23 protein-coding genes are annotated in these 25,801 nt (G+C 61.4%); 11 read left to right on the top strand and 12 right to left on the bottom strand.

Annotated features, from left to right (window positions below; genetic code table 11):
* The first annotated feature begins 103 nt into the window (after positions 1–103).
* The 4 genes from infA (at position 104) to VGN12_26445 (ending at position 3,618) form a co-directional block, all read left to right on the top strand.
* Positions 104–325 carry a translation initiation factor IF-1 gene (gene infA / locus VGN12_26460; GenBank protein ID HEY4313023.1) on the top strand — a complete coding sequence of 74 codons (222 nt, stop codon included), beginning with the start codon at positions 104–106 and terminating at the stop codon, positions 323–325.
* Positions 326–765: 440 nt separating this feature from the next.
* The gene (locus tag VGN12_26455) at positions 766–2,448 is read left to right on the top strand and encodes a hypothetical protein (protein HEY4313022.1); all 1,683 of its coding nucleotides are present in this window, start codon (positions 766–768) and stop codon (positions 2,446–2,448) included.
* A gap of 331 nt (positions 2,449–2,779) precedes the next feature.
* On the top strand, positions 2,780–3,166 hold the full coding sequence (locus VGN12_26450; protein HEY4313021.1) for a ferredoxin: 387 nt from the start codon (positions 2,780–2,782) through the stop codon (positions 3,164–3,166).
* A 113-nt stretch (positions 3,167–3,279) separates the two neighbouring features.
* Positions 3,280–3,618, top strand: coding sequence for a P-II family nitrogen regulator (locus VGN12_26445; protein ID HEY4313020.1), 339 nt, complete (start codon positions 3,280–3,282; stop codon positions 3,616–3,618).
* An 87-nt stretch (positions 3,619–3,705) separates the two neighbouring features.
* On the opposite strand, the gene VGN12_26440 is transcribed toward VGN12_26445, so the two are convergent.
* The 5 genes from VGN12_26440 to VGN12_26420 all read right to left on the bottom strand — a co-directional run bounded on the left by VGN12_26440 (position 3,706) and on the right by VGN12_26420 (position 8,118).
* Positions 3,706–4,011, bottom strand: coding sequence for a type II toxin-antitoxin system RelE/ParE family toxin (locus VGN12_26440; protein HEY4313019.1), 306 nt, complete (start codon positions 4,009–4,011; stop codon positions 3,706–3,708).
* An 8-nt stretch (positions 4,012–4,019) separates the two neighbouring features.
* Entirely contained in the window at positions 4,020–4,265 is a 246-nt protein-coding gene (locus VGN12_26435) for a type II toxin-antitoxin system ParD family antitoxin (protein HEY4313018.1), read from the bottom strand.
* Between the two features lie 88 nt (positions 4,266–4,353).
* Positions 4,354–5,511 (bottom strand): DNA topoisomerase IV subunit A, encoded by a 1,158-nt coding sequence (locus VGN12_26430; GenBank protein HEY4313017.1) that lies wholly within the window; start codon positions 5,509–5,511, stop codon positions 4,354–4,356.
* A 31-nt stretch (positions 5,512–5,542) separates the two neighbouring features.
* Positions 5,543–5,896 carry a phosphopantetheine-binding protein gene (locus tag VGN12_26425; protein ID HEY4313016.1) on the bottom strand — a complete coding sequence of 118 codons (354 nt, stop codon included), beginning with the start codon at positions 5,894–5,896 and terminating at the stop codon, positions 5,543–5,545.
* A gap of 38 nt (positions 5,897–5,934) precedes the next feature.
* Positions 5,935–8,118: a DNA topoisomerase VI subunit B gene (locus VGN12_26420; protein HEY4313015.1), complete on the bottom strand. Its 2,184-nt coding sequence runs from the start codon at positions 8,116–8,118 to the stop codon at positions 5,935–5,937.
* Between the two features lie 369 nt (positions 8,119–8,487).
* Here VGN12_26420 and VGN12_26415 point away from each other — a divergent pair, with 369 nt between their 5' ends.
* Together VGN12_26415 and VGN12_26410 are read left to right on the top strand one after the other, a co-directional pair.
* On the top strand, positions 8,488–8,826 hold the full coding sequence (locus VGN12_26415; protein ID HEY4313014.1) for a hypothetical protein: 339 nt from the start codon (positions 8,488–8,490) through the stop codon (positions 8,824–8,826).
* A 76-nt stretch (positions 8,827–8,902) separates the two neighbouring features.
* A complete protein-coding gene (locus tag VGN12_26410; protein ID HEY4313013.1) occupies positions 8,903–9,451 on the top strand; it encodes a hypothetical protein in 549 nt (182 codons plus the stop codon).
* Positions 9,452–9,700: 249 nt separating this feature from the next.
* Here VGN12_26410 and VGN12_26405 read toward each other — a convergent pair whose 3' ends face one another.
* The 4 genes from VGN12_26405 to VGN12_26390 form a co-directional block, all read right to left on the bottom strand.
* Positions 9,701–10,285, bottom strand: coding sequence for a glutathione peroxidase (locus VGN12_26405; GenBank protein ID HEY4313012.1), 585 nt, complete (start codon positions 10,283–10,285; stop codon positions 9,701–9,703).
* Between the two features lie 261 nt (positions 10,286–10,546).
* The gene (locus VGN12_26400) at positions 10,547–10,909 is read right to left on the bottom strand and encodes a cupin domain-containing protein (protein HEY4313011.1); all 363 of its coding nucleotides are present in this window, start codon (positions 10,907–10,909) and stop codon (positions 10,547–10,549) included.
* 685 nt (positions 10,910–11,594) lie between these two features.
* The gene (locus VGN12_26395; GenBank protein HEY4313010.1) at positions 11,595–12,098 is read right to left on the bottom strand and encodes a hypothetical protein; all 504 of its coding nucleotides are present in this window, start codon (positions 12,096–12,098) and stop codon (positions 11,595–11,597) included.
* Between the two features lie 394 nt (positions 12,099–12,492).
* Complete coding sequence (locus VGN12_26390) at positions 12,493–13,638, bottom strand: hypothetical protein (protein HEY4313009.1); 1,146 nt, start codon at positions 13,636–13,638, stop codon at positions 12,493–12,495.
* Positions 13,639–13,821: 183 nt separating this feature from the next.
* Here VGN12_26390 and hemE point away from each other — a divergent pair, with 183 nt between their 5' ends.
* Both hemE and hemG read left to right on the top strand, forming a co-directional pair.
* Positions 13,822–15,765, top strand: coding sequence for a uroporphyrinogen decarboxylase (gene hemE / locus VGN12_26385; protein HEY4313008.1), 1,944 nt, complete (start codon positions 13,822–13,824; stop codon positions 15,763–15,765).
* Entirely contained in the window at positions 15,762–17,207 is a 1,446-nt protein-coding gene (gene hemG / locus VGN12_26380; protein HEY4313007.1) for a protoporphyrinogen oxidase, read from the top strand. The genes hemE and hemG overlap by 4 nt, the downstream gene beginning before the upstream one ends.
* On the opposite strand, the gene VGN12_26375 is transcribed toward hemG, so the two are convergent.
* Positions 17,193–18,488, bottom strand: coding sequence for a glucose-1-phosphate adenylyltransferase (locus VGN12_26375; GenBank protein ID HEY4313006.1), 1,296 nt, complete (start codon positions 18,486–18,488; stop codon positions 17,193–17,195). The two genes, hemG and VGN12_26375, sit on opposite strands and share 15 nt — an antisense overlap.
* 176 nt (positions 18,489–18,664) lie before the next feature.
* On the opposite strand from VGN12_26375, the gene VGN12_26370 reads away from it, so the two are divergent.
* Positions 18,665–19,723, top strand: a complete 1,059-nt coding sequence (locus VGN12_26370) for a phosphatase domain-containing protein (protein ID HEY4313005.1) — start codon at positions 18,665–18,667, stop codon at positions 19,721–19,723.
* 54 nt (positions 19,724–19,777) lie between these two features.
* On the opposite strand, the gene VGN12_26365 is transcribed toward VGN12_26370, so the two are convergent.
* Positions 19,778–20,887 (bottom strand): hypothetical protein, encoded by a 1,110-nt coding sequence (locus VGN12_26365; GenBank protein HEY4313004.1) that lies wholly within the window; start codon positions 20,885–20,887, stop codon positions 19,778–19,780.
* 395 nt (positions 20,888–21,282) lie between these two features.
* Between VGN12_26365 and VGN12_26360 the strand changes: the two genes are divergently transcribed.
* Positions 21,283–22,038 (top strand): hypothetical protein, encoded by a 756-nt coding sequence (locus tag VGN12_26360; GenBank protein ID HEY4313003.1) that lies wholly within the window; start codon positions 21,283–21,285, stop codon positions 22,036–22,038.
* Between the two features lie 52 nt (positions 22,039–22,090).
* Here the strand turns inward: VGN12_26360 and VGN12_26355 are convergent, their stop codons facing one another.
* Positions 22,091–22,957 carry a fumarylacetoacetate hydrolase family protein gene (locus tag VGN12_26355; GenBank protein ID HEY4313002.1) on the bottom strand — a complete coding sequence of 289 codons (867 nt, stop codon included), beginning with the start codon at positions 22,955–22,957 and terminating at the stop codon, positions 22,091–22,093.
* A gap of 337 nt (positions 22,958–23,294) precedes the next feature.
* On the opposite strand from VGN12_26355, the gene VGN12_26350 reads away from it, so the two are divergent.
* Positions 23,295–25,544 carry a diguanylate cyclase gene (locus tag VGN12_26350; protein ID HEY4313001.1) on the top strand — a complete coding sequence of 750 codons (2,250 nt, stop codon included), beginning with the start codon at positions 23,295–23,297 and terminating at the stop codon, positions 25,542–25,544.
* The last annotated feature ends 257 nt before the right edge of the window (positions 25,545–25,801 follow it).

Raw genomic sequence — 25,801 nt, 5'->3', positions numbered from 1 at the left:
GCCGGCCTATTCATGCTAGACGCCCCTTCCGGCTGGGGTATGATATTGCATCTCTCGCGGCGGGCGGGCCGGTCGTTTTCCAGGTCGTTTTTCGGAGTGGTGTATGGCGGAAAAAGAAGAAGCTTTAGAGGTCGAAGGGGTCGTCACCCAGGCGTTGGCCAATACGCGATTTCGCGTGACGCTAGATGGCGGCCACACCGTGATTGCCCACGTCGCAGGGCGGATGCGCAAAAACTTCATTCGTATCGTGCCTGGAGATAAGGTGCGGGTCGAGCTCTCGCCGTACGACCTGACTAAGGGACGCATCACGTTTCGCGAGCGCTAAAGTGCGTCATGGCCCGGCTCTGCGACGCTTGAACCTTTGCGACGCTTGAAGTTGCCGGGCCGGCGGGCCGGATACTCAACCCGAGCGATTTCCTCTCGGGGCAGTAATTCTTCCGTGCTGCCCCTGCACGCCTGCGGTTTCCTGTCCTGATCTCCAATCAGGGGGCCTAGGCGCCAGCAATCGACCGCGGGTGCCACACGTCGCCGAAGTGCCTTGCGAGGAACCGGTCTGCGCTGTTGTCCCGGCCCCCGAAACACGACCTAAGTTTGTGGGCCGGATGGCCCCTTTTTTCGCTTGCGCCGGTAGCATGGGCCGGAATATTCGCTAAAACCAATGCTCCTTTCGCCGGGTATATAGGCCGGGCTTTCGGAATCGGCGCGCGGTCGCGAATCATTCGCCCGCTCACAATATTCGCTCGTAAACCATTGGAGACTATTGCCGTGAAGAAGACGTTACTTTCGACGATTGCCGTCGCGCTGCTGCTGGCCGGCTCGGCCAGCCGTGCCGCTGCCCAGGGAGACATGAAGCCGATCCTGGTTGTCTCGATCGCTGGTTACCAGCGCGTGTTGGACGACCTGGCCTTTGTCGGAAAGCTGTCCGACAGCCCGGACCTGGCCAAGAACCTGGAAGGAATGATCACCTTCTTCACGCAAGGGCAGGGTCTGGCGGGTCTCGACAAGACCAAGCCGTGGGGTCTGGCCGCCAGCACCGATGGTCTGAGCTTTCAATTGCTCGGCTTCATCCCGGTCACGGACCTGAAGAAGCTGCTCGACGCGCTATCCGGCTTCTTGGGTGATCCGGATCAGGAAGACGGCGTCTACAAGATTCAAGCCGGGCTGCCGATTCCGCTCTACATGAAGGAGCACAACGGCTTCGCGTACATCAGCCAGGACGCGGCCAGCTTCTCGAGCCTGCCGAAGGATCCGGTCGCGCTGTTGGGCGGGCTGGACAAGCAGTACGACGTCGCCGTGCGCCTGAACGTGCAGAACATTCCTGAGGTCTTCCGCCAATTGGCGATCGACCAGATCAAGATGGGTGTCGAGGGGAGCCTGGAGCAGGGTCCGGATGAAACCGACGCGCAGTACGAAGAGCGCTCGAAGATGACCCAGCAACAGATGGACACGCTAGTCACGACGCTGAACGAACTGGACGAAGTCACGCTAGGCCTGCAGATCGACGAGGGCGCACGCCGCACTTACCTCGACCTTTCGCTGACCGCCGCCGAGGGAACGCCCACGGCCAAGCAGATGGTTTCGCTGCCGGCTCCTCCGTCGAAGTTTGCCGGCTTCTTGTTGCCGGACGCCGTCGCGACCATGCACGTCAACAGCAAGTCCGCACCTGAGAACACCGATCAGGCGTTGATGATGGTGAGCTCGCTGCGTTCGCAGGTCATGTCGTCGCTGGACGATCAGGATTTCGGCAGCGACAAGATCAAGGGGACGGTCAAGGACGTCGTCGGACAGGTGATCGACGTGCTGCAAGACACGGTCAAGCAAGGCCTGTTCAACGGCGGTGCGGTTGTTGTCGGCGACGGCCCCTTTACCGTGGCCGTCGGTGGCCTGGTGACGGACGCCAGCCGTTTGGACGGCGTCGTCAAAAAGCTGGCTGACCTGGCTAAGCAGGATGCGGGCATCCCGGCCGACGCGATCAAGCTGAACGCCGACAAGCACAAGGCCATCACGTTCCACACGGTCACGTTTGACGTGCCGGAAGACGACGATAACGCCGACGCGTTGGAAGAATTGTTCGGCGACAAGATTACGGTGACCGTTGGTGTCGGCAAGGAAAGCGCTTTCCTGGCGATCGGCGACAAGGGCATCGAGACGATCAAGAAAGTCGTCGACAAGTCGGAGGGCGTGAAGGAAACGACCGACAAGCCGTTCGAATTGACCGTTTCGCTGGCTCCGATCCTGAAGTTGATGTCGAAGACCGAGGACGCCAACCCGATCCTGGGTGCCATGGCGGCCACGCTGAAGGAGAGCGGCAAGGACAAGATCCAGTTGACCGCTCAGCCGATCAAGAACGGTTCGCTCTATCGCCTCGAGGCGGAAGAGGGGATCCTCAAGATCATCGGCTCGGCCGTGAAGCTGGCCGCGGCCCAAAGCGGTCTGGGCGCGTTTTAACGTTCCCCCGGCGCAAAGGCGGGGAGATCTGCCCCTGCCGCATGCTTTCGATTGAGTTAACCACGAACGGCATCGGTCGCCACGAGCGGCCGGTGCCGTTTTTTATTTTTCTCGCTGCGGGCGGGGCGCCGAAACGGGGCTGCAGAGCGGAATCCTGCGGCCCCTGTGGTTCCCCCGCAGGGCGCGTTACGCTAGAGTAGCGGGATAATCCGGGTCAACCTGGTACCTCTGCCGTCGGTGGGGAAGCCGGGCACTGGATTGTCGCCCGAACAAATCGCCCGCGCCACAAAGAAGGCCTGTCCGTTTCCATTTTCTCGACCAGGGTTTTGGGATGCCAATCGTCAATTTCGTCAACGAGAAGAAGCAGGTACAAGTCCCCGCAGGGGCCAATCTTCGCGCGGAAGCGATGAAAGCCGGAATCAAGCTCTACAACGGGCTGAATGGTTACGGCGCGAAACTGAACGAGATCGTCAACTGTCACGGCTTCGGCCATTGCGGCACCTGCCGGGTGTTGATCACCAAAGGGACGGAAAACGCCAGCCCGATGGGCATGGTCGAAACGTTCACGTGCAAATACAACCCGCTGACGCCGGCCTTGTTCGCGTTCATTGGCAACGAAGACAAGATGCGGCTGGCCTGCCGCACGCAGGTCAACGGCGATATGGACGTGGTGACACGGCCCGATTTGAATATGACGGGCGATAACTTTTTCAGCTAGGCAATTCCGCTCAGGCGTTGAAGTGTTGGTGCTGGCCAATCCAGCCGTGACATTTGCATCGCGTTAAGTCTTGGCACGTACATGCGCTAAGCGATTCTTCGGAGTGAGGCGCCGTGAAGCAGGTTGTCGCGATCGTCAAACCGTACCTGGTTGAGAAAGTCCTCGAAGGACTGAAGCGGGCCCCGCTCGAGGCGGTCAGCGTCCGCGAGGTCAAAGGATACGGCCGGCAGAAGAACTATCTCGATCAATACGCCGGCAGCGAATACTCGCTGGCTTTCCTCCCCAAGGTCGAGATTAATCTGTGGGTTGAGGATGCGCGCGTTGAAGAGATCACGCGCCGTATCGTGGAGGTCGCCCGCACGGGCCGCATGGGAGACGGCAAGATTTTCGTAATGCCGGCCGTGGCGTGCGAACGGGTGATCGACATCGGCAAGCCGGTGAAGGGGAAGTGATGCGGGAGTTCTGTGGTTACTGACAGACTCTCCCGACAATGTTCTCTTTTCGTGTTTGCCTGTTTCGGACTGCTCTCTGGGTTCACTCTAAGGCGCCCCGCGGAATCTTTGTGACACATCGCGGGCTCCGTGAATCACTTGAAGGACTTCGATTCCTTCGTTCACGGGCACGTAAAAAACGACAATCGATTTCACGACGAAGCAACGAACGTTGGGCGCTAGATCCGAGCGTAATTGTCCGAGCTCGGGATGAATTGCGTAGCGATCAGCAGCCGTACGAATGCCGAGCAAAATATTGTCCGCGGCCGTGAGATCGTTGTGCTGGCTGGCGACGTGATGCCAGATATCCAGCACATCTTGACTCGCGTCAGGAAGAAATATCGCGCGAGCCATACTTCGAGCTATTCTGCACTCAGCATGCGACGGCCGGCGGCCATTATTCCTTCGACATCAAGGGGTGCCGATAGCCCCTTTCCGGATTTGGCAACTCGACGCTGAACTTCGTCACGCAGTTCGCGATGGCGAGAATCCAGTTCCTCTAAAGCACGCAACGCATCGACGAGCAATTCCTCCTGCGAGGTGTACAAGCCGGTAGCCATCCGTTCATTGACGAGACGATCGAGTTCCGGCGGGAATGCGTACGACATGGCGAGTTCCTCCAGGTATTCATCGTACGCTACGGCTCGGTATTGTTGCAATCGATCACCGGTCATCGCTCCCACGGCAGAGCCAGCATTAATCCAGCCAATCCTGCTCTGCCAGGCGTTGCGGGACGTATTCCTCAGTGACGTAGCTGATGCCTTTCGAGATCAATGACTCGACTTCCAGCTTGAAGCCGTTGTCGAGCATCTTGCTGATCTCTTTTTGCCACGCCTTCTTGCCGGCGAACCACGGATAATCCGCGATCTGCTTGGCGCGCTTGCGGTCATTGTCGTTGAGGTTGATCCGCACGCTGTTCGAAAGCTGGCAGCGTTCCAGGTCGATCGAGCGCAATCCTAAATAGCGCGCGTCGGGGATGGCCATTCGCTTCGATTCAAAGGCCAGATTGATCGATCCCTGCTTCAGAACGCTATAGATGTAATAACCCCAAGGGTCGTTATCCAGCAGGCAGTAGATCGGCAGCTTAAGCTCGTTGTGCAGGCGATAGAGCATGCGCCGCACGCCACGCGTCGGCTGGCCGGCGCCGTGAGTCAGCAGGCAATTATGCTTCTTCCAGAATCTGTCTTCGTTGAAACGCTGCCAGACCGTTCCTTTTTCGACATGCAGGATGAACTTGGCGTCGCATTTCTTGAACTTGATGACGTCCGGCTCGACGATCGACGGCACGCCGTAACCGCCTGAGCCCATTCGGGCACAATCGATCTCGTCCCCTTTATCTTCGATGACCAGGGGGCCAACCATGTCGCCGCGCTTTTCGGCGTACAGATGCAGCTCTTCGCGCAGGGCGTTGACCGTTACTTCCACGTCCTCGATGATCGTGTCGGATTCGCCCTGCTCGTCGAAAGTCTCTTCTTTGACGCCTTCGATCGAGTGCTTGTTCTTGTAGAACAATCCACGCAGGCTGAGTGTCTTGCCTTGCTCGATCAACTCCTTGCAGCCGCTGGCCACGAGCATGGTCTGCATGTAGGCCTTGGCCTGCGACAGGTTGAACAACTGCCGGCGGTTCGTGTTCGAACCCATCTCGACAAACCGTTTCGTCTTGTTGTACTTGACGTTCGACAGCGCGCGGGCCGGAATATCGAGGTGCGGTTCTCGCTTCTTGGCGGCCGTGGCGGTGACCACGTCGGCCATGCCGACCAACTGGCCCATCGTCTTCTTGTCGCGCTCGTTCAGAGCGACCGGTTTGGCAGGGGTCGTGGCGCCGGCGGTGCGGCGAGGGGGGCGTTTAGCCATGATCGAATTCTCGGGTTCAGTCCGTTAGTGCTTAGCTGTCTTTGTTTCTGCGCGATTCGATATAACGAATGGCGTCGCCAATTGTTTGAATGTTTTGCGCGTCTTCTTCCGCAATGTTAATGTCGAACTCCTCTTCCAGCTCCATCACAAGTTCGACCATTTCGAGTGAGTCGCGCCCCCCATCATCGATTCGGAAATCTGCGGTGACTGCTTCCCGCTCGGTCGCCAGTGGACCGGACAAATGCTCCTGAAACCACCACAGCAAATGACCACACCTCGGACAGGGGGCGTCGCCCGAAGGCCACGAGGGCTCGATGGTGCAATCCTTGCCGCAGATCGGACAACGGTTGGGCTCTCCTTCCGGTGTACGGCTCGATATCGTCATCGTTCCGCCCCGTGGTTTATGGCGCCGGCGAGAGTATCTCAACCACCCTTGCGCTTTTTCGTCGCCTTCGGGGCTGTCTTCTCCGTCGCCGCCGCATCTTGCTCTGCTGCCTCGGGCTTCGCCGCTTTGGCTGCTCCGGGTACGGTCCCGGGTTCGATGATCAGCACGTTGTCGCCGAAATCTTCTTCCTCCTCGACAACCGGCTTGCCGCTTTCATCGAGCGTGACGTCGGCCTCGGCCGTCTTGCGCTTCGCCACGGCGACTAGCTGGTTGTAGAGCTCTTCGCGGTCGGTGCCGTTAATCACTTGAACCGCGCCAGCGACCTCGCCCAGGTAGCGCAGGAAAATGTTGCGTCGTTCTCCTTCCTGCTTAACCCGCATGCGACGGCGCATATACATACCCAGCTTGCGCCCCACGGCCTGCAGTCCCAGGCGCAATTCTTTTTGAATTTCCGGGTAACTGGCCACAGCCTCTTTCGATTCACTGGTAAACGGTACCCACACGCTGGCGATGTGAGCGAGAATCGTGATTGGGCCGGACGGCAGCGAGCCGCGCGACTGGCTCAGCCCGTAGCTGCGCCAGTTCATTCCCAAAATGGATTGCGTGATCGCGCAGGCGGCAGGCTGAAATTGCAACGGCACGCGGTTGGCGTATCGCAACACATTCATTGTCTGGCCATCTTCGACGTTCACGCTGCGCAGCGTTTCATGCAGCTTGGCGATGTCCTTGGCCTTTAGCTTGCCGGGCGTGGTGCGCGTGCCCAGTTCGGCCTCGGTCAACGTGCGATCAGCCGCGTCGGCGCCAAAACCGGAAAACGTGCTAATCAAAAACTGCCGCAGAGTGCGGGCATCGCTCTCGGCCAACAGCTCGGTCAGCGCTTCGAGCGAAATCTTCTGCGCGATCGAACTACCGCCGTAGGCCAGGCCAATTTCGATCTGGAACGGATTGCCGCGGTAGACCGACGGCGGCCGCGTCGCGGCAACGTAGAACTCGGCGGGCACGACGTGGTGCAGCCCTTGGAGTAATCGCTCCTCGCCGATCGGCGAGAGGCAATCCGTGGCCGGCGCGCTGATCTTGGTCTGCTGGATCGCTTGAAACAGCGAGTCAGCCTCGTGCCGGCCAATGCGATGCGGATGGGCACGAACGGAAAGCTTGGCCGTCTCGCAAATCTTCCGCGCCACTAGCGAGCTGACGCGAGAAAAACTGCCGGTCAAGAATTGCGACAGCGTCGGCGCTTTGCCGTCCTTGAGCATCGTCAGCAGCATGCCTAGCTCGATGCCGTACGGATGAGGCTTGATCTCCTTCGGCTCGATCGGCAGCGTGTCGGCCGAGCGTGGGTAATCGTGCGGCTGATCTTCGGGATCGATGTAGTGGAACGTGGCGTGCGGGTTCGCGATTGCGGTCTGTTCCAGATAGTCATCAACGCTGCCGCGGCCGCGCGTGTAACGGGCTTCAAGTTCGATCGTGACGCGCGTGCCGCTATCTTGCGGAACCCATTCGATGCCGTGCTTCTCGATCGCTGCGGCACCGGCCTCGCCCGGCGGGATGTCTACGCCTTCCCCTTTGCCGTTGAGGATCTCGGGCTTGTTTTTCTTGGTATCGATCTGGATTTCGAAGTAGTGGGCCGGCTTCTTGGCCGAGACCTTGGAGATGATCTTTACCGGCTTGCCGGTGGTCAGCACGCCGTACATGCCGGCGGCGCTGATGCCGATGCCTTGCTGGCCGCGGCTCATCCGCAGGCGGTGAAATTTCGAACCGTACAGCAGCTTGCCGAAAATGTTCGCGATTTGCGCCTTGAGAATTCCCGGCCCGTTGTCCTGCACACCGACCTTGAAGCGCGACGGCCCGGTCTGCTGGATATGGACCCAGATCTCGGGCAGGATGCCTGCCTCTTCACAGGCGTCCAGCGAGTTGTCGACAGCCTCTTTGACGGTCGTCAGCAGAGCCTTGCGCGGGTTGTCGAACCCCAGCAGGTGCCGGTTCTTGGCGAAGAATTCGCTGACCGAGATGTCACGCTGGCTGGCGGCCATTGTCTCGGCCGTGGCCCGACGACGGCCGGAAGGCCGGGAAGGCTTCTCAGCTTCCTCCGCTACTTCGGCGTGACCATTGGTTTCTTCGATTTCCGCTACGTCCGTGTCGTCCGTCGACTCGGCGGGGACGTCTTCCGACGCCCCATTGCGGGAGGGATGTGTAGAGGCCTTCCTGGGCTTTACGCGTGACAACGCTAACCTCCGCCTTTGCGCGGGAAACCGAATGAGAAGATGGGCCAACTAACGGCGACCGTGCGGCCTGGAGTGTCCTTGCCGAAAACCGAGCCTGACGGTGCGCGTGACCGTAGCGATTATACCGGTTGTCCGGAAGGCTTCACAGGCGGCTTTCTCCTTACCAGCCGCAGACTTCCGTCGATTGAGAAATCCGGCATACAAAGTCTAACCCAGAAATGCGCGCGTGGCCGAGATTGTTGTTGGGCCGTAATCGTCGCTGCCGCTCCCGCCGGCTTCGACTCGCCCGTGGCCGGAGGTCAATTACGCGACCTCTTGTCACCTGCCCGAGATGCCGACCTGTGACCCCCAGGAAGGAGCCTGCCTGCCATGCGAGTTCCCACCTCGCGCATTGCTTCGATTATTGCCACCGCCCTGGTGTCGATAGCCGCGTTTGGCAATGCGCCCGCTCGCGCGTCCGACGGATTGCTTGCTCCGCGGCCGCGCTACGACCTGTTCTACAACTATTACAGTGGGCCGAGCGTCTATGGCGGTCAGCCTGCGCAGTTGTACGTATCCCCGCGCCCCACGCCCGAATTCGTGGGCCACACCTACATCACCTACCAGCCGCTCATGCCGCATGAGTTTCTCTACAAGCACTGCCGCTGTTACTGCCGCTACAACGTAACCGACTGTGGCGCGACCAAGACAAAGGTCTGTTGGTGGTAACGGTCGCGTGTTTCGCGGCGACGTCTTCGTGTTCCCCCGCTCGGCAGGAAGACGTGGAAAGGATTCCCCTCGACCCATGACCCAAAATCACACCTTGATCGCGCTTGTGCTCGCCGTTGGCACATGCGTGCCCGCATCGATCGCCAACGGCGGACCACCCTGCAGTAATTGCCAGAACGGACAGTGCAGCGTGGCCGGTGGCTGTGCGACATCCTACAACGGCTGCTGTCCGCAAGGTGTTCCCCGCGCCTGCGGACCTAGTGGTTGTACGACCGGCAATTACGGTTGCGGCGCCTATGGCTGCTGCCCGCCGGCGCGCCACCCTTGTTATCCGTGCTGTGCCGCGAACGATGCCTATCGGCAATCGCTCAGCAATTGGCACGGCAACTATTACGACGTTGCGTGGGGTACGCCAGTGGCGCTAGTTTGCCCGCCGAACGCCGGCCGGCAAACGAAGTGGGCCTGGGGCGTGACCAACACGCAAGTCGTACCGATCAGCCATCAGTTCGGACGCAACTATCCCGGCGCTGGTGCCGCGGGTGGTGGCGCTGCTTTCCTGCCGACACCAATTTGGCCCAACTCCACGGACCAGTTCGGCGTCTACTACGTTCGCGGCCCCTGGTAGCCATTACCCCTCACCACCAGCGCGAACGCCTGCCCGCAGATCCCACCGAGAAAAACAGGGCGACTCGACCAAACACCCACGGTCGAGCCGCCCTGTACGTTTTTACTTCTGAATATCAAGGCAGCAGGCACGCTGCCCCCTCACCCTTCCCTCCTCCCCGCAGGGGAGAGGGGTTCAATGCGAACGCTCGGCCCTCGCTCGGCGGCCGAGGCTTTCCCTCGCGGCCGGCAAATACCTAGCAGCCGGCCCTTACTTCGCGGCCAGCGCGGCTTCGATCGCTTGTACGACGTCCGAGGATTCGGGCGTCACCTTCGGCTCGAAGCGATTGACGATGTTGCCGTTGCGATCGATCAGGAACTTTTCGAAGTTCCATTTGATATCGCCGGGGAACTTCGGATCGGTTTCGGACGAGGTGAGGAACTTGTAGAGCGGGCATTGGCCTTCGCCCTTCACCTTCACCTTCGAGAACATGTCGAACTTCACGCCGTACTTGGTCGTGCAGAACTCCGAGATCTCGGTGTCGGTGCCAGGTTCCTGAGCGCCGAACTCATTGGCCGGGAATGCCAGGATGGCCAGGCCCTGATCGGCGTACTTCTCGTGCAAGGCTTCGAGCCCCTTGTACTGGGGCGTCAATCCGCAGCGGCTGGCGACATTAACGATTAGCACGACTTTGCCTTGATACTTCGATAGCTCGACCGGCTTGCCGTCGAGCGATTTCATCTGAAAGTTCAATGCGGGAGCCACGGCTTCTGCTCCTTGGGCCTGACCGGCCAGTGAAACGACGAACGAGCCAACGACCAACGCACCACCGAGTAAAGCGACTGTCTGACGCATGGCGGGTCTTCTCCAGGGGGAATTGGGGCGGGATTCAAGCGCGAGACTGGATCTTCGCCAGGAGCTCGCGCCGCGTGCCAGAAATTTATACGCGAATCTGGGATCGTGGGATTCGTCGGCATTCGTTGCGGCACGGCAGGTACCCTACGAATGTAACCCTCGCCACGGCGCGACGCCAGCAACGGCCATCCCCCGCTAAAACCAGCCTTTTCGCCGCGTCTGGCCGGACGGATCGCCAACGGGCGGCCACAGACCAGGCCCTCAATCGAACCACTCGTCCGCTGGATCGAACTTGGGCATGCAGATGACCAGAACCGTCATGCGACCTACGGCCCTATGGCGGCAGCCTGGCCGGATCACGATGCTCATGCCCGGGTGAACGGGAATCAACTCTCCGTCGAGCTCGATCTGGGCGTCGGCCTCGCAACTGAGAAAGTAGTAGGTCTCGGTATGCTGCTTGTGATAGTGCCGGCGAGCGTCGAGCGAGATTTCTGTGCGATGAATGGTCGCCGGGTAGTCATCGAGGTCCCCGAACGCGCGACGAGCCTGTCCGCAGGGACAATCCACGGGGGCAATCTGCGTCAAATCTGCCAGCGCGTACCGTTGCGACGTGGTTTGTGACATTTTCGCGCCTCGCGATCTTATTCAGCACTCGGCCAGCCACGTGACGGCCAGCGTCATCCTCTTCAAGCGTAGCAGCTTCGGACGCGCTCGACCAATCGATGCGGTGACGACATGGCGATGCGGGCGCTATCGTGACGTCACATTATGACGGCACTATGACCGTCAAGGTCTGGCTACCTTGCCGGTGAGGAAATGTTTGCGCATTGAGAGCGTTAAGCCATTTGCTGAAAATTACTTCCGCTCGCTCAAGGCTTCTTCCAGGGAAGGCCGATACCGCTTGTGTCCCTCACCGAGGAACACCTGCCACCAAAGGCAAGTCAGGGAGGCATTGAGCAGCCGCCAGTTATTAATCGAGCCAAGGAATGGTTCGACGGCCTCGATGCATGAATGGTTTGAACTGCGGGTTCCGACCCCAGCTGCCCGACTCGCGACCGCCGGAAGTACCCACCGCGAAATACTGGTTCTCCCCCGACGGAAGAGCCAACCCACGCAAACGAGCGACAACCGCTCAACCAAGCACGGTACGGCCCGTGGCGTTCGTCAGTTTGGCATGCGATGCCGCCCTCAGTTCGTTGCAAAGGAGACGTTGGTCGATGAAATGGAACATGATTTTCGGAGCGCTCGTCGTTAGCGTAGGCTTGTGTAGCCAGAGCTTTGGCTTCGAGCTTCTGGATCGCATGCTCGGCTACCGCTCGGGTGGCTGCGGCGGATGCAACACGTGCTGCAGCAGCTGCAGCGAACCGACTTGCTGTGCCGCTGAGCCGACTTGCTGTGCGGCTGATCCTGGTTGCTGTGCAGCTGAGCCGACTTGCTGCGAAGCTGCCCCGTCGTGCTGTGCTGCTGAGCCGACCTGCTGCGAAGCGCCGGCTTGCGGAAGCTGCAACAGCGGCTGCGGCCACAAGCACTGCGGTCTGTTCGGTGGTTTCAAGGGCCTGTTCGCTTGCCATAGCTGCAAATCGAGCTGCTCCAGCTGCTCGAGCTGCTCGAGCTGCGAGCCGACTTGCTGCGAAGCTGCCCCCACGTGCTGTGCTGCTGAGCCGACCTGCTGCGAAGCTCCGGCTTGCAACAGCTGCAACAGCTGCAACACGGGCTGCTGCAAGAAGAAGTGCGGCGGCTTGCTAAGTGGCCTGTTCCACTGCAAGAAGTCGTGCGGTAGCTGCTCGAGCTGCAACAGCTGCTGCGAGAGCAACAGCTGCTGCGGTAACGGCTGTGCCGGTAGCGGCTGCAGCAGCTGCGGTGCCCCCGCTGCTGCCGAGTCGAACAGCGACGTCCCCCCCGCTCCGCCGGTTGCCGATCAGTCGGCTTCGGTACACGGCAAGCGTCGCTATGTGCAGACCAGCACCGTCGCCCGTCGCAACTAACTCGCGACTAACTGGCGGTAACGTGTAAACCCTGAAGCCTGCCCGGGAGCAATCCCGGGCAGGCTTTTTTCGTTTTCATTCGTCGCCTAGAAGGACTCGCCACGGAGAAGACTACGCGAATGATTGAAATGGCAGATGAGTGACTTGCGAACGACGTACGGTCGTCAACGTGTTTCTTCACTGCCGACTGCCCGCTGCCGACTGAGTACGACGTTCGACTGCCTACTTCTTCCGGGCGACCAGGCCGGCGGCGAAGCCGAGCGCGTCATCCCGATCGCGGCTGGCCGTCATTAGACGGTCGTAGCAGCCGGCTTGCGCGGCAAGCTCGACCAGTCCAGGGGCGAAGCCCGACGTGCGCATGTCGGGGCGCAGCAGGTCGGCCGCGGCCTGAAACGCCTCTTCCGCGCGGCCGGCTCGCGCAAGCAGCGCGACGAAGACTTCCACCGGACCACCTTCCTCGGCCTGACGAGCTCGCTGACCGAAATACTCAATTGCCGCGTCGGTGTTTTCGCCGAGCACGCCCTGAAAGAACAACGCGTGCGCTGGGTAGGTCTCGGCAAACGGCTCTTGTCCGGCGAATTGGTACTGCGGACTCAGATGTCGACCGTAGGCCGTTAAATCGAGCGCGGTTCGCAGTGCCTGCGGATCATCGCACGCCAGTGCAAAGCGTACGACCGCGGCCAGGTGCGTGGTGTCGACGTGATAGTTGTCATTCTCGAACAGCCACGGCCGTCGGGCGACGAGCGCCGCGAGCGACGTTTCGGCAGGCTCCTTCCCTTCGCGCCGCGCGATGTCTGCCTGGACGTTTCGCAACAGCTCGCCATGTAGATGTTCAATCAGCAGCCCCGCGACCTGCTGCCGATCGACTTTCGGGCGGCCGTGCATCTGGCCGTCGTACAAGGTAATCGCGTTGCAGGTGCCGTAGTGCTCCAGCACGTATTGAAATCCGAGCCGCGGGCAGACTCCTTCGTACAGCGCGACTTCGATGATTTCTTCGTAGTTTTCCGTGTCACGGGGTATCGCGGCGAGCGAATCGGCCATCGCCTGCCGCTCGCCGGTGGGGCGCAGATACATCCACGCCTCGCGTACGCGGCCAGCCTTGAGAAATAGGTCGCCCACTTCACGGCAAGCCGCCAGGTAGGAATCCTCCATGCGCGTCCGTGCCGGTTCGGGTAGATCGTCTAAGTTGCCGGCACGTGCGACAGGCAAGCCCAGCGCGTGGCGCGATTCCATCAACCGGGCGTCGAACAGTTCGTGATACTTTTCTTCTTCGCGTAGTCGCGTCGCCAGCTTTTGGAAGACGGCGTCGGCGCCGCCACTCTCGGCGGCAGCCTGCAATTCGTCGAAAAACGTTTCGGTTTGCGCCATACCGGGATGACCCCGCGGGATTTTTTCGCAAAAAACGACTGATCTTCAATCGTAACAGAGCTAACCCGCGCGTTCTATGACGCCGAGGTTTCGCACCGAGCCGGGCGGGCTCTTTTGCCCCTGGGATGCCTCGGTTAGCATGGGTTCTGCGTCGATTTTTCTCGATGACCTCGATTTTCAGATATGGCGAACGACAATCCCAACTTCGGCGGTCTGCGTGTGGCGGCATTCGAAAGCCGGCGCGCCGAAGAGATGTCGCGCCTGATCGAACGCATGGGGGGCGTCCCGTCGGTCAGCCCATCGCTGCGCGAGGTCCCTTTGGCCGACAATCCCGAGGCCGTGGACTTTGCCTATCATCTGATCAGCGGTCAGATCGACATCGTGATCCTGATGACCGGCGTCGGTCTGCGACACCTGGTCGCGCAAATCGAGCGCCGCGTGCCGCGCGATCGATTTCTGGCCGCGCTCTCCGACATCACGACGGTCGCCCGCGGGCCGAAGCCTGTGACCGTACTGAAGGAGTTGGGCATTACGCCCACGTGGCGCGTGCCTGAACCGAACACCTGGCGCGAGATCCTGTCGACGATCGACCAGCATGTACCGGTCGCGAATCAAACCGTGGGCGTGCAGGAATACGGCCTGCCGAATGCCAGCCTGGTGGCAGGCCTGGAGGCGCGCGGCGCCCAGGTGCGTTCGCTCAAAGTTTACGAGTGGGATTTTCCCGTCGATACGGCCCCGCTGGCCGCGAATGTTCGCGCGATCGCAGCCGGCGAACGGGATGTCGCGATGTTCACCTCGGCGCATCAGGTCGTGAACGTACTGCGCATGGCCGAGCAACTCGACGTGACGCACCAGTTGCGGCAGCAGATGGCGCGCATGGTCGTGGCTTCGATCGGCCCGACCACGAGTGAGATGTTGCGCGACAACGAGTTGTTCGTCGACATCGAGCCCGAGCATTCGAAAATGGGGCAACTCGTGGTCGCCGCGGCCGAGCGAGGGCCGGGGCTTTGCCACCGCAAGCAACATATCGCCTCGTTAGGCAATGGCGCCGCAAAGCGCGACGAAGCCACGAAGCCTGTGCGCGGACCGTGGGACGACTCGCTGTTTATGAAAGCTTGCCGGCGCGAGCCAGTCGAGCGCACGCCCATCTGGCTGATGCGCCAGGCCGGGCGTTACATGGCTGAATATCGCGAGGTACGCGCGAAGACGACGTTTCTCGAACTGTGCCGCAATCCGCAGCTTTGCGCCGAGGTGATGCTCACGGCCGTCGAACGACTGAACGTCGACGCCGCGATTATTTTCGCCGACCTGCTGCCGATGCTCGAGCCGATGGGCCTTGACCTCGAGTTTGCGCAGGGCGAAGGGCCGATCATTCACAATCCTGTGCGCGACATGGCGGACGTGGATCGAGTCGTCGAGCTGGAGAACGTCGACGCCCTCCACTTCGTCATGGACACCGTGCGGCTGACGCGCGCAGGCTTGCCGGACAACATTCCCGTGCTCGGTTTCGCCGGCGCGCCGTTCACTTTGGCAAGCTACGCCATTGAAGGGGGAGCGAGCCGGAGCTATCTGCACACCAAGACTTTGATGTATCGCGACAGCGGCGCCTGGGATGCGCTGATGGCGCGGTTGGCACGTTCGGTGACGCGATATTTGAACGCGCAAATCGCCGCGGGCGCGCAGGCCGTGCAACTGTTCGATAGTTGGGTCGGCTGCCTCGGCCCCGACGATTATCGCCATTACGTTTTGCCGTATACGAAGTCGATCATCGACGGCATTTCGCCCGAGGTACCGGTCATTAATTTTGCGACGGGCAACCCGGCGCTGTTGCCCCTATTGTCCGAGGCCGGCGGGGCCGTGATTGGTGTCGATTGGCGCGTACGACTGGACGATGCCTGGCGAACGATCGGCGAAGACAAAGGCATTCAAGGCAATCTCGACCCACTCGTGCTCTTGTCGGATCACGGGCAAATTCGTCGCCGTGCGCAAGAGATACTCGATCAAGCCGGCGGGCGGCCGGGACATATTTTCAACCTGGGGCATGGCGTGCTACAGCAGACGCCCGTCGAGAACGTGATTTATCTGATCGAGGCGGTGAAAGAGCTGGGGGCCCGGCAGCGCGCATGAACGGCCACGACCAAACCTCCGGCCCGCGGCGCATTGCCGTTGTCGGCGGCGGTATCACCGGTCTGGCCGCGGCACATCGCGTGACCGAACTCGATCCGTCGTGCGAAATCCGGCTGTACGAGGCCGGCGATCGGTTGGGGGGCGTACTGTATACCGAACGACAGGACGATTTCCTGCTCGAATTCGGAGCCGACAATTTCATCACCAACGTCCCTTGGGGCCTGGACCTTTGTCAGCGCGTCGGCATCGCAGATCAATTGTTGCAAACCAACGCGTCGCGCCGCCGAGCGCTCGTCGTGCGCAACGGGCGGCTGCACCCCGTGCCCGAAGGTTTCATGCTGATGGAACCGCGAGCGCTATGGCCTTTGGTCGCGTCACCACTATTAAGTTGGCGTGGCAAGGCGCGCGTGCTGGGAGAGTATTTCGTCGCGGCGCGACGCGACGTGCAGGACGAAAGCCTGGCTTCGTTCGCGCGGCGCCGGCTGGGACGTGAGGCCTTCGAGCGGCTGGTGCAACCTTTGGCCGCTGGCATCTACACGGCCGATCCTGAAAAGCTGAGCCTCGCGGCCACGATGCCTCGTTTCCTGGAAATGGAGCGGCAGCATGGCGGGCTGATTCGCGCTGTGCGCCGGAGCAAATCCTCAGGCGCGAATCAGGACGGCGCGGGAGGCGGTGCCCGCTATAGCTTGTTCGTCGCGCCGCGCGACGGCATGCGGACTCTGGCCACGGCGATCGCCGGGCACTTGCCGAAGGATGCGGTGCGAATGAATTCGCCCGTCACGCAACTGGCGCGTCGACCGACGGGCGGTTGGGACATTTCGATCGATGGCGCTGCGCAGCCTGAGCATTTCGACGCGGTGATTCTGGCGCTACCGGCCTATGCGGCCGGGCGAATCGTACAGCCGATTGATGACGCCTTGAGCGGCGCGCTGACGGCGATCCCTTATGCCAGCTCGGCACTGGTCGTCGTGACTTACAAGGAATCGCAATTGGCGAGGCCGCTCGATGGCTTTGGCTTTGTGGTGCCCGATGTCGAGCGACGTCCGATCCTGGCCGGCAGTTTTACGAGCATGAAGTTCGTCAATCGCGCACCAGCGGGCTCGACGATCGTGCGTGTCTTTCTCGGCGGCGCGGCGCGTCCGGAACTGGTTTCGGCCAGCGATGACGAACTGTTCGCGATCGTTGACCAGCAATTGCAAGAATTGATCGGCGTGCGTGGCGCGCCCGGGTTGCGCCGCATCGTCCGCTGGCAACGCGCGATGCCGCAGTACCATCTGGGGCATCTCGATCGCCTGAAAGAGATCAACGAGCACGTGGCGCGCCTGCCAGGACTGGAGTTGGCCGGCAACGCGTATGACGGAGTTGGTGTGCCGCACTGCATTCGCAGCGGCGAAGCGGCGGCGCAACGAGCGCTCTCCGCGCTGTCGCTAACGCCCGCCTAGCGACCAGCCGTTCGCGAGTTCGGCGTCCTTCGGCACGACGACGATGCCGTCGCGGACCATGCCTTGCGGTGTTTCGTCGGTCATGTCCAGGCCGCGTTCGTTCGTGATCCGCACACCGGCGCCGATGCGACAGTTCTTGTCAATAATCGCGCCGTCGATCACGGTATCATCGCCGATCCCCAGAGGCGTGCGCCCCTCGGTTCGGTCGGCGGCCAGGTCGTTGGGCGATTCGTAGAAGTCGGCCCCCATGATCACGGCATTGCGAATCGTTACGTTGCGGCCGATCTTGCAGCGCAAGCCGACGACGCTGTTTTCGATTACCGCGCCGGCGCCGATGTCGCAGCCGTCGGCCAGCAGGCTCCCCTTGATCGTCGCTCCGGCGATGCGCGTGGGGGCAAGAAAGCGCGGACTGGTGTAGACCGGCTGCACGGCCGAAGCCAGATCGAACGGCGGTGTCGCCGCGGCCAGTTCGAGATTGGCCTGGTAGAACGAACGGATCGTACCGATGTCCTCCCAGTAACCGTCGAAGAGGTACATCTGCACCTTCTGCGTGCGAATCGAGGCCGGGAAAATCTCCTTGCCGAAATCGTGATAGTCGGTCTTCGTCAGCAGATCGACTAGCGTCCGACGGTTGAACAAATAGATGCCCATGCTGGCCAGGCAGTCGCGCCCCTTGCTGGCCACGCCGCGCGCGTCGATCCAGGCCGGCTCGGTCCGCACCAGGTTGACGTCTTCGGTCGTCTTCGGCTTCTCCAAAAACCCTACGACGCGTCCCGAGTCGTCCATCCGCATAATGCCAAAGCCCGAGGCCGCTTGCCGATCGACCGGCAGCGCCGCGATCGTCACGTCGGCGCGCGACTCCAGGTGCGAACGGATCATGGCCGCGAAGTCCATGCGATAGAGCTGATCGCCCGACAGCACCAGCACCAGGTCGACCCCCGGCTGCTGCAGATAACGCAAATTCTGGCGCACCGCGTCGGCCGTTCCTTGATACCAATCCGAACCGTCGAGCGTCTGCTGGGCAGCGAGAATCTCGACGAAGCCGCCGCTGAAAACGTCGAAGTTGTACGTGCGACGAATATGCCGGTGCAGGCTGACCGAGTTGAATTGCGTCAGTACGTAAATGCGATTCAACCCGCTGGCGATACAATTCGAGATCGGAATATCGATGAGTCGATATTTGCCCCCCAGCGGCACGGCCGGCTTCGAGCGAAACTTGGTCAATGGGTACAGCCGCTGGCCGCGCCCGCCGCCTAAAACCAGTGTCAGCACCCGATCCATGAAATGTCCTATTGCGAAGCCGACGGCCCGAATCGTGCAGAGCGTGCTCCGTCCGACAGAGCACGTAAAATGCCGAGAACGTATGTTAGGGGTAAAGGTTCGTTCGATCCAGACCCGGACCTGACGCGATGCCGTGAACTGAACCAACGCGCGAATGACAGGGAATGCTGAGCACGATGGCGCGACGATCGAAAATCGAGATTCACGGCGATGACTCGCTGATCTTCTTCCCGACGATCGGCCACTTCGACTCCACGGCGCGGCGTTGGCATCTGGCCTTCCACGGCTGGATTTTCAAGCCCGAGACGAACTCGCTGCGCCGGGCGGCGGCCGTGAATATGCTGCGCCATTGGCTGGGGATCGAGCGGGCCAGTGTCGAAGGCGAGTTGTTCTCCGAACGGCTGTGGGCCTTCCTGGTCGATAATCAACCACGCAAGGCGGTCGCGGTCCGAATAGGAAACGACTCGTTCGAACTCACCCCGTCGACGCCGAATGGCCATATCGTCGACGCCTTGCATTTGCCTCCTGAAGCGGTCGAGGCGGCGTTGCTGGCGCAAGCCGTCGACGACGGCGTGTCGAATTCGAACGAGCGTTGGCTGCTGCTGGACGTGATGATGCCGTCGGGCGATCCGCGGCGGATTCGCGCGGCGTTGCACCTGTTGGGCGAGCAAGGGGTATCGGTGATTTCGGACATCGACGACACGATTAAAGTGACGCACGTCCACGATCGGGCGGCACTGTTGCGGCAAACCTTCTTTCGCGACTTTGAATCGGTGCCTGGCATGGGCGAGCTTTATCGGCGCTGGCATGCTGCCGGCGCGGCGTTTCATTATGTATCGCGCAGCCCTTGGCAGTTGTACACGCCGCTATCGGAGTTCGTGACCGGCCACGGCTTTCCGGCCGGCACGTTCCACATGCGCCACTTCCGCTGGAAGAACGCCAGCACGCTCGAATCCGACAAGGACGGCTCGAAGAAGCTGGCCGTGATCGCCGAGATCTTCGCGAATCTGCCGCGAAGGCAATTCGTCTGCGTCGGCGACTCGGGCGAGCACGATCCCGAAGTTTATGCCGAGCTGGCGCGGCGCCATCCGGCGCAAGTGAAAGCGATTTACATTCGTTGCGTGAACGGCGAAGAGCCGCGTAGCGCCCGGCTGGTACGAACCTTCGCCGGGCTGCCCGACGAGCTGTGGCAAGGATTCAACGACCCGGCCGAATTATCGAGCGAGCTCCCGTGAGCACCGCGCGAACATAGATCGTGGCGTGAACTTCAATTCGCCGCCGGAGGGCGACTACCCTAGGCGCTGCTTGCGCTGCCGTTCTTGTTGACGACGGAGCGTCTTGCGCTCGGCTTTCGAGAGTTTGTGTGCGCCTTGGCTCTCTTCACCGTCCTCGTCGTCTTCTTCGTCGTCCTCTTCTTCATCGTCGTTGGCCGTAACGGCGACGGCGTCCAGGTCGCTGCGCTTCGAGGCGGGGCGGACCGAGGTGTGTGCGGCGTCGATTTTCGCCTGTCGGCCGAACAGCCCACGCCGTGGTTTCGCAGCAGGCTGCTTTTCCTTCTCAGGCTGCGCGGCGATCAGCCCCTTCGCGTCGAGCACGACAAAGCGGGCGTACAAGCACATCGAAAGGAGCAGGAACAGGCTCCCGCCCATCTCGCACCCTTCTTCGATCAGCACGCGAAACTCAGCGACTTGCTCCGGCAGCCAGGCAAAGTGTGCCGTCACGGCGGCAAGATAAGTGGCTCCGGCCAGGGCAAAAGCGACGACCGCGGAGCGGCATTGCCGCATCTCGAACACCAGCCGCAGGGCGACAGCGCCCACCAACAGCAGGTAGCCACCGATCCAGACAAGTTCGGTTTCGCGAACCGACTGTTTGGCGAATTCGCGCAACAGGGCTTGAATGCTCTCATGCAGGCAGGCCGCTTCATCAATTGATAGAAACAGCCAACACGCCGCGGCCCACAGCCATACGCGATAGCGACCGTGATAGTCATCCAACCGGTGCTTGCGCAGCGAGTAAATCACCAGTGCCACGACGCAGGCCAGGTCGAGCGTCAACGAGGTGAACCAGTTGTTCAGGCTTCCCTCGGCTGTGATGTCGAACGTGGGCAGGTGCCCTTCGCTGAATTCCAGCACGCGCGTGGCGTATACCGCCTCGATGCCGGCGATCGCGGCGACACCGAGGAAGAATAGCAGGAACAGCTTTGTCAGGCTTTGCGGGATCAGGTCGATCAACCGCGGCTGATGATCGCGATGCGCCTCGACCGGATAGCGCCGCGTGCCACTGCGCGCAGAACTGCCGGCGCGAGCCGAGCTCGACGCGGCCGGCGCGGGCACGCCCTCATCGGTCACTACGCGACGACGACGATCATCACCTTGGCGGGAACGAAAAAACTGCACCATGAGAAATTCGCCAACGGTTGCCTGGGATCAGTAGTCAGTAGAAGAACGTCAGGATGCGGGCGGCGGCCGGGCGCTGGGTATTGCGCGGCCGAGGGCACTTGCAGGCAGACAGCGTGGAAATCGAGGCGGGATGTGATAGCAGTCGCTGAGCAGCGGTAGCCCTGCAAAGACTTTCGGCAGGAGGGCGGCTGGCTCTCTACTTTCCGCCCGGGGCGCTGCGCGGGTTTACCAGGCTCGCGGCATTCGCCAAAGGCGCGCCTTGATTCCGCGGACGAGTAAGACGTAATGCTCGCCTAACGTACTGCTATCACCGCTGGCGCCCGAGAGCTTTCGCATTGACCGGTCAATGACGATCCGAGTAACTTCCTGCCGCACAAGTTTCGACAGGAGGCTCGATGCGAGATTTCGTACGGCAATTCCTCACTTCCGCCAGCACGACGCTCGAACTGGGCGGGCCGGTGGCGCTGCTGGCAGGAGAGCGTGCCTCGGGCGAGGCGGCCGACTGGCTGCGCCGGCAGTTCGCGGGAGAACTCGTGTTGAATTGCCAGGTCCCCACGTTGCCCAACGCGCGGCGGGAACTGGATCTAGGCAATCTTCCCGTCGAATGCGATTCGTTGCAGACCTTGCTGTGCCTCGACTTGCTAACTCGCTTCGAGGAAACGGCTGAGCTGCTGCAAATATCGCTTCCGCTGCTCGCGCCAGGGGGCATGGTGCTAATAACGGCCGACATCGGCAACGAGCGACCCCAAGCCGGATTATCGCGCGTGCTGACCCCCGTCGGACTCGAACGCCTTGTGGCCGATCTCGACGCGGCCATTCTGGGATGGCAAGGAGATCCCGACTTCCCGAGCAGTCTGTTCCTGGTGGCTTGCCGATCTCCGGTGGCACCCCGCTTTGCGCACAGCGCGGGGCGATTCATCGAAGCCTTTCAATGGAACCAGAGATTGGCGAGGGCAAGGCCGCCATGGATCGAACGCATCTTGCGCTGGCTACAGCAATGGTCGGCGTTTCGATTTGCCGCGCCGGCCGATGGCGCCGCGGACACGACCAGCTTCTTGCTGCATCTACCGAGCGCGGCCAATTGGAAAGACGCTCTGCTCAATTGGCCGCCGGCCAAGGATGCGACCAGCCAGGGGCTGGACTTGTGCTGAGCACTGAGCCGGCTTGGCACCTCGAACCCCGCGGCCGTCGCCTTAATGCGATTTAGTTTCCGGCGTCCGCCACGAACGAATTTCGCAGCAGCCCGATGCGCTCGATTTCGACTTCCGCCTTGTCGCCAGGCTTAAGGAAGATCGGCGGCTTGCGTGCAAAGCCAACGCCCGGCGGCGTGCCGGTGAAAATCACGTCGCCCGGTGCGAGCGTGCAAACCTGCGAGATGTACGCAATCAGTCGCGGCACCGAAAAGATGAGCTGATCGGTGTTCGAGTCCTGTAACGTTTGACCGTTCACACGACATTGAATGCGCAAGTGGCCGGGATCGCCCACTTCGTCCGGCGTGACCAACTCGGGCCCGAAAGGGGCAAAACTATCGAACGTTTTGCCGAGCAGCCATTGTTTGCCAGGTTTACCGCTCTGCCAGTCGCGGGCCGAGACATCGTTGCCGACGCAATAGCCCCCGATGTATTCATGGGCGTTTTCGACCGCGATGCGCCGCGCCCGACGGTTGATCACGACGACTAGTTCGGCCTCGTAATCGACTTCGTGGCTTTCGCCGGGAAGCGGAATCGCGTCGCCATGCGCGGCCACGGCGGTGGGGAATTTGTTGAAGATCACGGGTTCGGGCGGAGGCTCAAGCCCACTTTCGCGCGCATGGTCCGCATAGTTGAGGCCGACGCAGATGACTTTTTGCGGTTCAGGAATCGGCGCGAGCACGCGCACGGTGCCGGGATCGATCGTGGCACCCTTGGCATGGGCGGCCGCGGCACGGCGCATGATTTCGGGTCCGCCCGCCAGTAATTCCTTAAGCGACCAAGGCAGGGTCGAGTCTGTGCGGGCCAGATCGACGTATCGTCCATCGCGTACGCTGCCGACACGCGGGCCTTGCGCGGTTTGAAAAGTCACGAATCTCACGATGTTTCTCCGGGAATTGCCCGCGAAGCGTAGCGCGCCGAGAAGCCGGCCGCACTCGTAAGCTCGCGATGGCATGGCGCTGCGTGGGCGTCGGCGTCAGGTTAAAGCCGCGCCTGGGCTTTCGCAAGCGGCGCATCCGCGGCGGCATAACCGGGAAAACCGGCGTTTGTACGGGACTTGTGCGCACGTGGCCGTAGCACGCTGTGCGCAGGCCGTACTTTTTCGCCACGACGGTGGGCGTTTCGAACTATGGTTTCCAGTGGCAGGCGCACAAATCCACATCCTCAGGGGCGCGGCCTGCCTGGCGGTTTCCTAGTGCCCTAGCGTATTGGCAACAATGACATCTACGACTACCTCCCCATCCTTTCCTGCCGTCGGTGGGACCGAATTCCCGGTCCTCGGTACCGGCGAGCAACCCAACGAACTGACGAAATTGTTATCGGACTTGCATGACGCCCCGCGCGCGTCGCGCAGCGCTCCCTTGCAGCTTCCCCCCACGCAAGAGAACGCCCTGGTACAGGCACGGCTAGGCATTGCCAGCAGTCTGTACACCGCGCTGAAGTGGAAGCACGAACCGACAGCCCGGCACTGCCTGCGCGTGGCGCTAGGGTGTTCCGCCTGGGTCCATCGGTTGGGATTGCCTCCGGAGCGGCGCGACGAAATCGAGGTGGCAGCCCTGTTGCACGACGTCGGCAAGATCGGCGTGCCGGAGCAGATCCTGAACAAACCCGGTCCGCTGGCGCCGCAAGAAATGGCCGTGGTCGAAGGGCATTGGCTCGTGGGGCTCGAAATCCTGCGCAGTTGCTGCGCGGCCAAAACCTTGCAGGACATCTTGCTCTACACGCCGGCTTGGTTCGATGGCAGCCGTCTGGGGCTGGGCGTGTTGGGGGAATCGTTGCCGTTGGGATCGCGCATCGTGGCGATCATGGACGCCTTCGATTCCATGACCACGGACCACGATTATCGGCCGGCCCTGACACGGCAACAGGCCTTTCACGAGCTTTATCGTCACGCCGGCCGGCAATTCGATCCACGGCTGGTCAAGTCGTTCTGCGAATTGCACGACCACGACGAATCAAAGCTGTTGGAGCTTGTGCCGCGCCGTTGGTTGCAACAACTCGATCCTTCGGAAGTGAATTCCGTGTGGCGGTTAAATGACCGCGAGTCGCCGTCGCCGCAACTTTATCAGGTGCCGATTTTCCAGGAGCGCTTGATCGACGAACTGCCTGACGGCGTGATCTTCGTCGACGCGGCGCTGCGCATCATTCGGTGGAACGCGGGGGCCGAACGTCTGACGGGCGTGCCGGCCGAAAATGTTTATTTGCGCAACTGGGCGCCCAGCCTGCTACGTCTGCGCGACGAGCACGGCTGTGTCATTCACGATGACCAATGCCCGATGGCCTACGCCCTGAAGACGGGCACGACCTGGTCAGGCCAAGTGAATGTGCGCGGCCGCGACGGCCACGTATTGACGGTGTACGCCCGCGCCTGCCCAGTGACGAGTGAAGACGGCACGTCGCAGGGGCTGGTCGTGGTCCTGCGCGACAGCGCTCCGGAGGGTGCCGGCCACGAACAATCGCCGCACTTGCGCGATATGGCCACGCGCGATCCGCTGACCCGGCTCCCCAATCGGGCCGAGTTCGACCGGCTCGTCGAAACAGCCGTCGAAGTGCATACGCGCGAGAAGCGGCGCTGCAGCATGATCATCACGGGGGTCGATCACTTTAAGCACATCAACGAAGACTTCGGGCATCGCGCCGGCGACGAAGTGTTGCGGGCCTACGCGGCGCTGATGTTGGGGTCGTGCCGGGTGGGAGATATCCTGGCGCGCTATGGCGGCGACGAGTTCATCATGTTCTTCGCCGATTGCGACGGGCAGATCGTGACTCGTCGCGCCGAGCAGTTGCGGATGGCGTTCGCCGGTCTGCCGCACGAGGACTTAGGAAACAAGCGAGTCGCCGCCAGCTATGGCGTCACCGAGATTCAGCCCGGCGACACGCCTGACACCATGATCTGCCGCGCCAAGCGAGCTTTGCAACAAGCTAAGGAACAGGGACGCAACAAGGTGGTGCAGTTGGGCTCGGGCCAGGAAACGGCGGCCCGGCCGCTGCTGAAACTGCGCTGCAAGTTCACCGCCGGCGAACCCGTGATCGAAAAGCAACTGGTCAGCGACGTGCCGTTGGAAGTGAGCGTCGAAAAGCTGCGTGGCTTTATTTCCGATCATCAAGCCAACGTGATCGAGCTGAAAGAAACGCACGTCGTGCTGGCCGTGACCTGCGGCTCGCCAGGGCGGCCGATGTTTTCGCAGCGCGCGACGCGCTTCAAGATGGAGATCGAGTTTCAGGAAGAGCGGCAGGGCGTGACGGGCGAGGAGAACCCGACAGGAACCCCCTTCCTGCGGACGCTGATCAAAGTCTCGATCCGACCAGAAGTCGTGGGGGAGCGGCGACAGAAGCTGGTCGACGAGCATGCGCGCCAACTGCTCATCAGCCTGCGCGCGTATTTGATGGCTGTCGATCCTGGCGACACCGCGGCCAGCGTCCTGGCGCGGGCCAAAGGTTTGTTGCTGCCGCGTTGGTCGCGCTAGTGTCAAGGTGATTGTATTTCGAGCCCATTCGTAAAAGGGTCTGTCTCGGAGCGGTTACTGCAAACTGTGGTCGGAGGCGCCGATGCGAAGTGCCGAATCTACAACCCAGAACGTGCGGTCGGAGTTCCCCGCCAAAAAAGCGCAGAACCTCATCCGAGATTCTCGGTTGTCGGGAGCAGTTTTGATAATTCCGCTGTGTAGCCTTGTATTCCTGTTCCGACTGGCACAGTGGTACAGGCTTCGAAAACAGTATCCCG

The organism is Pirellulales bacterium, assembly GCA_036499395.1.
Classification (GTDB): domain Bacteria; phylum Planctomycetota; class Planctomycetia; order Pirellulales; family JACPPG01; genus JACPPG01.
The sequence above is the reverse complement of the archived record's forward strand: the minus strand, read 5'-3'. Positions and strand labels throughout refer to the sequence as shown.

Coding starts and splice junctions, on each gene's coding strand:
- infA (HEY4313023.1), top strand. CDS start 104: ATGGCGGAAAAAGAAGAAGCTTTAGAGGTCGAAGGGGTCGTCACCCAG.
- VGN12_26450 (HEY4313021.1), top strand. CDS start 2,780: ATGCCAATCGTCAATTTCGTCAACGAGAAGAAGCAGGTACAAGTCCCC.
- VGN12_26440 (HEY4313019.1), bottom strand. CDS start 4,011: ATGGCTCGCGCGATATTTCTTCCTGACGCGAGTCAAGATGTGCTGGAT.
- VGN12_26435 (HEY4313018.1), bottom strand. CDS start 4,265: ATGTCGTACGCATTCCCGCCGGAACTCGATCGTCTCGTCAATGAACGG.
- VGN12_26430 (HEY4313017.1), bottom strand. CDS start 5,511: ATGGCTAAACGCCCCCCTCGCCGCACCGCCGGCGCCACGACCCCTGCC.
- VGN12_26425 (HEY4313016.1), bottom strand. CDS start 5,896: ATGACGATATCGAGCCGTACACCGGAAGGAGAGCCCAACCGTTGTCCG.
- VGN12_26415 (HEY4313014.1), top strand. CDS start 8,488: ATGCGAGTTCCCACCTCGCGCATTGCTTCGATTATTGCCACCGCCCTG.
- VGN12_26410 (HEY4313013.1), top strand. CDS start 8,903: ATGACCCAAAATCACACCTTGATCGCGCTTGTGCTCGCCGTTGGCACA.
- VGN12_26405 (HEY4313012.1), bottom strand. CDS start 10,285: ATGCGTCAGACAGTCGCTTTACTCGGTGGTGCGTTGGTCGTTGGCTCG.
- VGN12_26400 (HEY4313011.1), bottom strand. CDS start 10,909: ATGTCACAAACCACGTCGCAACGGTACGCGCTGGCAGATTTGACGCAG.
- VGN12_26390 (HEY4313009.1), bottom strand. CDS start 13,638: ATGGCGCAAACCGAAACGTTTTTCGACGAATTGCAGGCTGCCGCCGAG.
- hemE (HEY4313008.1), top strand. CDS start 13,822: ATGGCGAACGACAATCCCAACTTCGGCGGTCTGCGTGTGGCGGCATTC.
- hemG (HEY4313007.1), top strand. CDS start 15,762: ATGAACGGCCACGACCAAACCTCCGGCCCGCGGCGCATTGCCGTTGTC.
- VGN12_26375 (HEY4313006.1), bottom strand. CDS start 18,488: ATGGATCGGGTGCTGACACTGGTTTTAGGCGGCGGGCGCGGCCAGCGG.
- VGN12_26370 (HEY4313005.1), top strand. CDS start 18,665: ATGGCGCGACGATCGAAAATCGAGATTCACGGCGATGACTCGCTGATC.
- VGN12_26365 (HEY4313004.1), bottom strand. CDS start 20,887: ATGGTGCAGTTTTTTCGTTCCCGCCAAGGTGATGATCGTCGTCGTCGC.
- VGN12_26360 (HEY4313003.1), top strand. CDS start 21,283: ATGCGAGATTTCGTACGGCAATTCCTCACTTCCGCCAGCACGACGCTC.
- VGN12_26350 (HEY4313001.1), top strand. CDS start 23,295: ATGACATCTACGACTACCTCCCCATCCTTTCCTGCCGTCGGTGGGACC.